9 protein-coding genes and 1 pseudogene are annotated in these 8,088 nt (G+C 40.6%); 4 read left to right on the forward strand and 6 right to left on the reverse strand.

Going from position 1 to position 8,088, the window contains the following annotated elements; genetic code table 11:
• Nucleotides 1–508: 508 nt before the first annotated feature.
• A complete protein-coding gene (locus AC1DRF_RS12345) occupies nucleotides 509–2,164 on the forward strand; it encodes a M14 family metallopeptidase (protein ID WP_477740841.1) in 1,656 nt (551 codons plus the stop codon).
• A gap of 45 nt (nucleotides 2,165–2,209) precedes the next feature.
• Here the strand turns inward: AC1DRF_RS12345 and AC1DRF_RS12350 are convergent.
• Together AC1DRF_RS12350 and AC1DRF_RS12355 are read right to left on the reverse strand one after the other, a co-directional pair.
• Nucleotides 2,210–2,563: pseudogene (locus tag AC1DRF_RS12350) on the reverse strand (SDR family oxidoreductase); the annotation flags it as partial.
• Between the two features lie 345 nt (nucleotides 2,564–2,908).
• A complete protein-coding gene (locus AC1DRF_RS12355) occupies nucleotides 2,909–3,247 on the reverse strand; it encodes a YflT domain-containing protein (RefSeq protein WP_477740842.1) in 339 nt (112 codons plus the stop codon).
• Between the two features lie 222 nt (nucleotides 3,248–3,469).
• Here AC1DRF_RS12355 and AC1DRF_RS12360 point away from each other — a divergent pair, with 222 nt between their 5' ends.
• On the forward strand, nucleotides 3,470–4,339 hold the full coding sequence (locus AC1DRF_RS12360; protein ID WP_013058194.1) for an SDR family oxidoreductase: 870 nt from the start codon (nucleotides 3,470–3,472) through the stop codon (nucleotides 4,337–4,339).
• A 31-nt stretch (nucleotides 4,340–4,370) separates the two neighbouring features.
• Nucleotides 4,371–4,595 carry a hypothetical protein gene (locus AC1DRF_RS12365; protein ID WP_028409498.1) on the forward strand — a complete coding sequence of 75 codons (225 nt, stop codon included), beginning with the start codon at nucleotides 4,371–4,373 and terminating at the stop codon, nucleotides 4,593–4,595.
• Nucleotides 4,596–4,636: 41 nt separating this feature from the next.
• Here AC1DRF_RS12365 and AC1DRF_RS12370 read toward each other — a convergent pair whose 3' ends face one another.
• Nucleotides 4,637–5,494 carry an STAS domain-containing protein gene (locus AC1DRF_RS12370; protein WP_230183263.1) on the reverse strand — a complete coding sequence of 286 codons (858 nt, stop codon included), beginning with the start codon at nucleotides 5,492–5,494 and terminating at the stop codon, nucleotides 4,637–4,639.
• A gap of 166 nt (nucleotides 5,495–5,660) precedes the next feature.
• Here AC1DRF_RS12370 and AC1DRF_RS12375 point away from each other — a divergent pair, with 166 nt between their 5' ends.
• Complete coding sequence (locus tag AC1DRF_RS12375) at nucleotides 5,661–6,602, forward strand: magnesium transporter CorA family protein (RefSeq protein WP_162214684.1); 942 nt, start codon at nucleotides 5,661–5,663, stop codon at nucleotides 6,600–6,602.
• A 46-nt stretch (nucleotides 6,603–6,648) separates the two neighbouring features.
• Here the strand turns inward: AC1DRF_RS12375 and AC1DRF_RS12380 are convergent, their stop codons facing one another.
• The 3 genes from AC1DRF_RS12380 to AC1DRF_RS12390 all read right to left on the reverse strand — a co-directional run.
• Complete coding sequence (locus AC1DRF_RS12380) at nucleotides 6,649–6,951, reverse strand: hypothetical protein (RefSeq protein ID WP_155660409.1); 303 nt, start codon at nucleotides 6,949–6,951, stop codon at nucleotides 6,649–6,651.
• Between the two features lie 17 nt (nucleotides 6,952–6,968).
• Entirely contained in the window at nucleotides 6,969–7,271 is a 303-nt protein-coding gene (locus AC1DRF_RS12385) for a hypothetical protein (protein ID WP_028409496.1), read from the reverse strand.
• 133 nt (nucleotides 7,272–7,404) lie between these two features.
• On the reverse strand, nucleotides 7,405–8,088 hold a 684-nt coding region (locus tag AC1DRF_RS12390; protein WP_477740843.1), incomplete at its 5' end, for an AGE family epimerase/isomerase.

Here is an 8,088-nt window from a genome sequence, read left to right on the forward strand (position 1 = left end):
GTTTTATAGCAGTTTATACATAAAAAAGAGGCTGGAACAAACGTATTTTAGCTGAAATGAAAAATGAACCATTGATCAACATGTTCCATTAGGGGTTCATTTTTTTTTAGGGTGAACGTAGGTTTCATTTGTTTCCGTCTAGCTGTTGATTGGAGGGYAAGGCGAAGACTCCTGCGGGAAAAGCGGGACAGATGAGACCCTGCAGGAGCTTAAGGGACGAGGAGGCTCATCGGCCGCCCCGCGGAAAGCGAAGCCTTGCACGTAAATCAACAGCGGAGGAAAAGCGAGATTATTAAGCCTGATTGGTCGTCTTCATATTGAGTTGGTTTTGCTATGCCCCAATCGCTTTGTTATAAAACCGCACTCGTCTCCTACATTAAAATAGTCAAAAAGGTTCAGTTCCCTTATCTTGAAGTTATTTCCTTAAACGGTATAATTATTTATGTAACATTTTAAATATTTTAAAAATTTAAAATGTCTAACCAAGAGGATGGGGAGGAGTAAATGAATGAAAAAAACAGTAAAACGAACGGCCGTGCCGGCTCTTTTGTCGATTGGATTATTGCTGTCGCCGCTTGCGGTACAAGCTGAGATGCCTTATTACGGAAAAGACTATAGCCAGCCGGAAAAAATTAAAGCGCTTTATCCGGAAATAAAGGTGAATGAAGCCACGCCGGCATTTCTGAAAGGACAAGACGCATTTACGACTCAAGAAGAAATGCTAAGCTATGTTCAAAAGCTTGCTCATAAAAGTCCGTACGTAAAGCTGAAGATTATCGGAAAGTCACAGCAAGGACGAGACATTCCGGCTCTATACTTTTCAAAGGAAAAGAAATTTGCGGATGGAAAAACGTCCAAAAAACCAACGATTTGGCTTCAAAGTCAGATTCATGGTAATGAACCGGCAAGCGGTGAATCTGTACTCGCCGTTGCGACGCGTTTGACAGAAGACTTTGGAAAAGATGTGCTAAATAAAGTGAACATCGTGATTGTGCCGCGCATTAATCCAGACGGATCTTATGCATTCAAGCGTCAGCTAGCAAATAATTTAGATGGAAACCGCGACTACATAAAGCTTGAAAGCCCGGAAGTGCAGAGCGTACGAGCTGAATTTAACCGTTTTTCACCGGAAGTCGTCATTGATGCTCATGAATATACGCCTTACAGCAGCGGATTTAAAAATATCGGTAAAGAAGGCGTGTGGAAGTATCACGATATTTTACTGCAGTCCGGTCGAAACTTAAATATTCCGCAGAACATTCGAGACGTGTCTGATGAGCTGTTTGTGAACAGCACGCTTACAGCCATTGAAAAGCAAGGATATTCAGGAGAAGTATACTATACGTCTCAAGTGAATAAACAAGGGCAGCTTGAAGTGGAAGAAGGCTCAGTTGAACCGCGAATCGGCCGAAACTCACTAGGCTTGTATCCATCGTTTTCGTTTTTAGTCGAAAGCAGGGGAATCGGTATTGGACGAGAAGATTTTCCGCGGCGAGTGAGTGCCCAAATTGCTACGCAAGAAAAGCTGATTACGCAAACAGCCGCTCATGCCAAACAAATTAAAGCGCTGATTGCAAAAGAAAAAGCGGCGCTTGTTAAAAAAGGAAAAAATGCAAATGACCGTGATCCAATTGTTGTGAACAGTGAAAATAAAAAAATACCAAACTCCACGTTAGAAATGGTTGATGTGGAAAGCGCGTCTGTTAAAGACATTCCTGTGACGTACTACAGTGCAAAGAAAGCTACGCCGACGCTTGTCCGCGAACGTCCGACTGCTTATATTTTAAAGCCAGGACATGAAGAGTTAGCAGCGAAATTGCAGGGACAAGGAGTAAAAGGCTTCAAGTTAACGAAAGAAACGGCTCTTTCAGTAGAAGCGTATAGTGTCAGCAGCCGCATTGAAAATGAAGCCTACGAAAACAAACCAAATGTAGACGTGCAAACAATCGTGAAGTCAAAAACGGTGACGTTCCCAAAAGGAAGCTACGTCTTTTTAACATCTCAGCCGCAAAACAATTTATTGTCTCTATCACTTGAGCCGGAATCTGTGGACAGCTTCACAACGTTTGGGTATTTGCCTTCAGAGGTAGGACAGGAGCTTGATGTTTACCGCTTTACGCGTTCTATTGAAAAATCGCCTTTGCAAAAAGAATCCCGTAAATAATGAAAAAGCGTGGAGCTTGGCTTCACGCTTTTTATWTTGAGATTTTTAAGAAGAAACCCACTCTCCGCCGTTTACATGCAGCGTCTGCCCCGTGACAAACCGTGAGTCGTCGCTTGCGAGGTACACGTAGGTTGGAGCAAGTTCAAACGTCTGCCCTTGGCGCTCCATCGGATTGTCCACTTGCGTTACTTGATCAGCTGAAAAGCTTGCTGGAATGAGCGGTGTCCAAATGCGTCCCGGCGCTCCGGCGTTCACGCGAATGCCGTCTTTAATCACGCTATTGGAAAGCGCACGAGTAAAGCCAACAATGGCTCCTTTAGTTGCCGTATAGTCAATTAACTGTTCATAGCCTTTATACGTCAAAATTGAAGCGGTATTAATAATGGATCTGCCGCTTTTAGAACCTCGTCCTCCTTTTTATGTAAACCCTCGCTATGAAAAGTATCTGCCTGTTTTATAGTACAGAGAGCCCTTCTGCGTGAAGGGCTTTTAAATTAGCATTCCCTTTTATTTTCCTCGTGATCGCTCACGTGATTCATGACGGTTTTTTCTTCTTCTAGAGAGGAAATAAATAAAAAAGCCGATTAATACAAGAAACGTGATAAGCAAAATACTAGTAGGAAAATAAAGAGAGCCTATCTGAATTCCCAAATAATTTAACATCGTTATAACTTCCTTTCTTGATAGACAATGGTTTATTTTACTAAATACCCTTATAAGCTGATAAAAAACGTTTCCGCTATTTTAGTAGGGAATTGATTGACTCTGTACGCCAATAACCACGATATGTCCTTGTTTCATTTCTTCTTTATAGCGGTTTGCTTCTTGATTGGATAAGCCGAGCGAAGCCATCTTTGAAAGAAGCTCATCTTCTCTTGAAAGAAGTTTATTTACCGCCGTTTCAAACATACCTTGCTCTGCCATTCTGTACTTTTTTGTATGTGTTGCCTCCGTTAAATTCTGAGCCCATTCTTTATCGTAGGCCAGCAGATAAATATCTTTGCTTGTAAATCCTTTCTTTAAAAAAGAACGGATCACGCAGGCTGCCTCCTCTTGGTTTTCTGCTACTTGAATGTGTTTCATACACGAACCAAACCTCCTGATAAAAGGTATTTCTGAAATACATCTTCTACTCATTCTGTAGCCTTTGTTTCCAACTTTAAACTTGTTTTCTATGAATTTTCTAAGATAGTAAAAGAGAATAGAAACATCATAAATTTTTAAAAAAAGATGTTTGAACTTCAAAACAGAAGGCTAAACCTAGACTATACTAAAAAGTTCCATCAAAAATAGGAGGAGATTAAAATGAATTTACAAGATCAACAAACACAAGGCCAGCCCCAACAAACGCAAGACCGCCAGCCGGGTATCGAAAGTGAGATGAATCCTCTCCCTATTTATGAGGATGACAATTACATTGGTACAGGAAAATTAAAAGGAAAGGTAGCGCTAGTTACCGGGGGAGACAGCGGAATTGGACGAGCTGTATCCATTGCTTATGCGAAAGAAGGAGCGGACGTAGCCATCGTTTACTTAAACGAACATAGCGACGCCGAGGAAACAAAAGCCCGCATTGAAGAAGAAGGTGTAAGATGCTTGCTGATTGCAGGAGACGTAGGAGACGAATCGTTCTGTAACGAAGCGGTAGAAAAAACAGTAAGTGAGCTTGGAAAGCTTGATATCCTTGTGAACAATGCAGGAGAGCAGCATCCAAAAGAAAGCATTAAAGAAATTACAAGTGAACAGCTTGAACGAACGTTTAAAACGAACTTTTATTCATACTTTTATTTTACGAAAAAAGCGCTTGATTATTTAGGAAAAGGCAGTGCGATTATTAATACAACGTCAATTAATCCTTACCGCGGAAATCCTCAGCTGATTGATTATACAGCGACAAAAGGTGCAATTAACGGCTTTACGCGCAGTATGGCGCAAGCGCTTGTCAAAGATGGCATTCGCGTTAACGCTGTAGCGCCGGGCCCGATCTGGACACCGCTTATCCCGTCTACTTTCTCAGGTGATAAAGTAGGAGAATTCGGTACAGATACGCCGATGGGCAGACCTGGGCATCCTGTGGAGCACGTAGGCTGCTATGTGCTGCTAGCTTCAAATGATTCRTCTTATATGACGGGTCAAACGCTTCATGTCAACGGCGGAGATTTCATGAACACATAATTGCTTCACCTATAGTAGAGGAGGAGAAAAGATGGGAGAACGCCAGAAAAGATCTATTTCAAATACACCAAAAAAAAGAGATGAAACGGAACAGCGTGTAACAGATCAAGACGAAACGTTATTTGAACGTTTCAAAGAAGAAGAAACGGTCGATCCTATGCCGTTGGAAGATATAAGACTTGAACAAAAAGAAGAGAAAAATAAAACGAAAACGAAAGATGAATCAGGTTCTGAAAACATTCATCATAGAAAATAAAAAACAGCCTTTCGGGGCTGTTTTTTGTTTGTATCCCTATATTAATGAGTGCTAGAAGCAATTACAATTTTTGAATCATCTTCTAATGCCTGAGCAAGGTTCGATTTAATTCGTATATGCTCAAAATTTAAACCAAGCTGCATCGCAGTAGTGGCTAATTCAGGACGAATGCCCGATAAAATCGATTTAACGCCGATTAAATCAAGCGCATTTATCAGCTGAAACAGCTCGTGCGCAACCATTGTATCGATCATCACAACTCCTGACAAATCAATATACAAATGAGCGATTTGTTTTTCTGCACACTGTTTTAACGTGCTTTCTAGGATCATTCTGGCTCTTGCTGTATCAATATCGCCGACTAACGGTAAAAGAGCAACGTCTTTTTTAATCACAATAACAGGTGAACTTAATTCATGAATCATTTCCTGCTGAGAGCGGAGGCGGTTTGAGGCATATTCCTGCGCTTCTGTGATGAATTTCAAAATAATAATATCAAATACCCTTATTACTTTTTCATTCCATACATCGAGGTGCTGCTGAGTAATGTCATCATGAAGTTCTGCAAACCGGCTAATATACTCACAGTATTGTTTGCGGACGTTCATAAATTCTTTAATAATACTTTGAATGGGGGTTCTGAGATGCTGTTGGTCTTTGGCAACTTTATTTAGCCACGTGTTAAGAGATTCAAAAAAACTTTTTTCATCTTCTATAAAGACGTTGCTAATATATAAATGAAATTCATAGTTTTGCGCTTTTAAGCGTTGAATGACGTCAGGGTCATTAGAGGTATATACGCCTTCAGACGATTTTTTGTCCAAAGATTCATACCATTCTTCCGTCATATTAGGTGCACTTTCTAGCAGATAAGAACGTAAAGCGATATCTTTCTTCACTGTTATTCTCCTCTCAAACTGATAAAGCATCGCGCAGGTGCGCAACGTATTTATTATAGCACCTTTTTTATAAAGATGTATATGAAATGTATGTTTATTTTGTGTGTTAGGTTTTAAATGATTGTATATAGGGAAAAATTCTAATAAAAGGGGAAAGAGGGAAAGTATGAATACTGTGACGAACGATCAGTGGAAATGGTATCAGTTTGATTTAGAAGAAGCAGACGGAATAGCTGATGTCATCCAAGACTATCAGTATCCACGAGATGAATGGTTTTGCCAGCAGCTGCAAAAGAAAAACTCTAATCATATTCAAGTAGATGTAATAGGAGAAAGTGAGCTCATTTATGGTTCACTCATTTATCATAAGAAGTCGTTTGATCAAAGGGATTACGAGTCATTTCATTTTTATATTACCGAGGAGTTTATTATAACGGCAGGAATCGATTTAAAAATCCTCGAGAACACCAATCATGAACGAATGATTGAACGCATGAAGCAGTCTGCTAACACAGCGGAAAGTTTTTTTATTCTTTTAGGCGAAATTATGAAAAAACATTTAAATGGGTTTGATCAGTTTGAAAGTCATTTCAGAGAGCTTCTGTGGGAAGTTCGCCATAATAATAACATCGACGTGCTAGATGAAATTCACAAAGCGCGGTATGACCTGCTTATATGGACAAATTTAATCAGTTCTGTTCGAGAAGTCACCATGGGAATAGAAGAAGCGTTTCATAAAAAAATTAACCAAACGGTCGAATATCAGCGGATGTGTAAAAAAATTGAAATTGGCTTAACGCTGATTGAACAATATCAAAAAGAATTTGATGCGTTAATTAAATTAGAAGAAGTTGTGTCTACTCATCGAGGAAATGAGATTATGAAAGCTTTAACGCTGCTGACAGCAATCAGTACGCCTTTAACGGCTTTTGGAGCTCTTTGGGGAATGAACTTTAAAGGGATGCCGGAGCTTGATTTGAAGTTTGGCTATATCTATGCACTCATTTTAATTGTCCTTTCGACCGTGGCCATTTATCTCTATTTACGAATGAAAGGGTGGACGGGCGATCTGTTAAAAGGAAGAAAAAAGAATTCATTTTTTAAATAAGCTTTAATAAAAGCAGCCGCTTAATAAGCGGCTGCTTTGTTGTCTGTTATCCTCGCCTCCACGTCGTAGGCTCACCTGAACGAAGGCATCTTGGAAATAAATCGTTTTCTTTTAGCTTTACTTGATTGCCGTTTTCGTCGGTATAGCGACCGGTTTGCGGAACCAATTCTCCGGTTGAAAAGGCGTCATCTACAGGCTTCCATGTCGTTGATTCACGTGTGTGCGGGCAAGGTGTAAAAAGATCATCTTTTTGAAAGAGTTTAATTTCACCTTCTGCACAAACGTAAGCGCCCGATTCTGGTACAGCTTCACTCGTTCGATAAATGTTCTGTACGGTCTTCACACGCATCCAACCTTTCTTTTTGATTAGTTGTATTTTAGTGTTCCGGTCGTGGCGTCCATGTACGTACGGTCTTCTATAATATCTGAGTCGTCTAGCTTTCTAAAAGGAGCGCAGTAGCATACAACACCCGTCTCGATTTCAATTTCTTGAAATCCGTACGCACGGCAAAGGTATTCACCGACAGCGCTTGGAGATGGATGCGTATCCAACTCATCTAATGCTTCATTAAACATTTCTAAAAATTCTTTTTTCGAAAATTGCTTCTCATGGTGCAGTGTTACTGGATCTCCAGAATCTGTTCCTTGTGCTAACGCGTAAAAATACATCGTCCTCACTCCTTGCATATATATAGTCGAGCTTTTTCTAAAATGTAGAAACATTGATTGTTAGTAAGTAAATTCCCTTAAATAAAAGAAATAAACGCATTTGGAAGAAAACGGTTTCTTTATGATCATTCTCTCAGAGAGAATTCAGTGCTATCAGCGTTTGATAGCAAGCTGCCACAGGGTGATAATCGGCTTTAGGAGCCGGGCTTTTTTTCGAGCTGTAGCGTTCGTTTTGCTGATTTAACAGCTGATACCAGCCTCCATATGTGTGATCGATAAAGTGTTTCTGACAGTAGGAGAACAGGGCATCGTATGCTTTCCAATATCCGCTGTCTCCGGTTTTTACCCCGAGCAGTGAAGCCGCAGAAATGGCTTCAGCCATCACCCAGTAGTTTTTGTCCCGGTCAATGACCTCTTCTTGAGGCGACAGCGCAAAGTAAAGACCTCCGTACTTAGCATCCCAGCCTAGGTTCCAGCCCTTATCAAACAAATCTTTTGCACGTTCTGTCATCCAGTTTTCCGAACGGTGCCGATCAAGCCATAAAAGCAGCTTGCTCCATTCAAACTGATGTCCTGGTATAAAGCCGTACGGACGAAATTCATCTTTTGTATTGTTTTTATTGTAGTCCCAATCTGGCTGCCAGTCTGTATCATAGTGCTCCCAAACCATGCCGCCAGATCGTTCAGCAAGCTGCTGAGTAACGCCTTTTGCAAGCGTATACGCTCGGTCTAAGTATTTTTTATCTCTTGTTGCTTCAAAGGCAGAAAGCATCGCTTCACACATATGCATATTTGCATTTTGGCCGCGATATAAAGA

Source organism: Priestia sp. P5_B4 (assembly GCF_056400385.1).